The 1,598-nt window shown below is 44.3% G+C and carries 1 pseudogene; it reads left to right on the forward strand.

Annotation, left to right across the window (positions count from 1 at the left end):
- The first annotated feature begins 269 nt into the window (after positions 1-269).
- A pseudogene (locus A3842_RS09550) lies at positions 270-1,463 on the forward strand (transposase).
- Positions 1,464-1,598: the final 135 nt, after the last annotated feature.

Here is a 1,598-nt window from a genome sequence, read left to right on the forward strand (position 1 = left end):
GTACATGGTATAAAGAAATGTGGTCAAATAAAATGAATTAAGTTGGCATACTTTTATGGAACTCACAATTTAAATAAGATTACGCGGAGTTTAGTTCATGAATTTAGACTATCGTTTTTCCTTTTTTAATGGTTTGGGTAAATAAGTATTTTGCAATAATCTAAGCCCTTGTTACACAAAGGAATTTTGGATATAAAAAAGGACTCCACCCCAACTTGGAGAAGTTTTTTGGTGACCAAACCAAAACACTCAAGAGGAGGAAGCCCCTTTTGTATATTCTCCAAGAAAGTCTATTTTTCTTTGAAGAGCTTCAAAAAATCGAATCCAAAGAACGACTGTCCATCTTTTTCAGTGCATTGGACTTACGACCTTACGCCAAAGAATTAAGAAATCCCTCACCCCGAGGAGCGGAGGGACACTGTCGACAAGGTATTCTTCACGCGTTACTTGCGGCTCCCTTGGAGAACATCGATACGTTCACTGGCCTACAGCGCAGACTGGAGCTCGACCTTCGTTTTCGTTACCAAATGTGGACTTCGGCTGGACATTTCTGCCCCTTCCATTTCGACATTAAGCCGAGTCTTTGCCGAACTGACTCACAAAAGCCTTGCTCGGCAGTTGTTTGAGGACCTAGTGGTTCAGTGCCAAGAAGCTGAAATCATCGACGGAACTCATGTCGCTATCGACAGCGCAGCTATTCACGCTTACGAGAAAAAGGAACCCAAGCGAAAAAGTGAACTCACTGGTAACTCCAACTGGGATGCAAAGTTTGACACCGTTGGCAACAAAGTCAAATGATTTGGTTACAAGTTACATCTGGCCGTGGATACCAAAAGTGAACTTCCAATGGCGCTCAAGGTGACGCCTGCCCATGTGAACGATGGAGACGAAGGGCCTGCGCTCATGACGCTTGCCGCTGCGAGATCTAAAGCAAAATTCTTCATGCTGGATGCGGGCTATGACCAAATGAAAAACTACAAGGCGGCCCGGAACGTCAAGGCACAAGCCATCATTCCGCTGAATCCGGGGAATGAAAAGGAACCGCCAGCAGGGATTACCCGCAAAGGCACGCCCTGTTGTTCAATGGGATTTCCCATGACGTATTGGGGACAGGAAAAGGTACTTTTAAATTCCGTTGTCCACATGCGACAGGTCAAGTGGATTGTCCTTTAGGCATGGCTTCTTGTTCGTCCTCCAATTATGGAATGGTGGCTAAATTCAACAGTCAAACGGATCTCAGGCGTTATGCCTTACCGCATCGGGATAGCCGAGGCTGGAAGGAACTTTACACTAAACGAACCAGTGTAGAACGTTGCAATTCTCGAATGAAGACCTATTTAACTGCAGACCAACTTCACGTCTGGGGGATTCAAAAAGTGACCACTCACCAACATTTAAATGCAATTGTGTTACTTGCCTCTGCACTTGCCATTGCGAAGCAACGAGTACAGAACGCCGCTTAAAAATCTGTCCGTATGCCGATTTGCAACCCAAAACTCAAAAATGGAGCTTTTGATGTGGCCTGACTATGACTTTGTATCGAAAATTGAATTATTCAATATGCTCAAATAAAAAAAGATCATCATCCCCATTAACAT

Origin of the sequence: Paenibacillus sp. P3E, assembly GCF_001909045.1 — a bacterium.
Lineage (GTDB): Bacteria > Bacillota > Bacilli > Paenibacillales > Paenibacillaceae > Paenibacillus_AQ > Paenibacillus_AQ helianthi.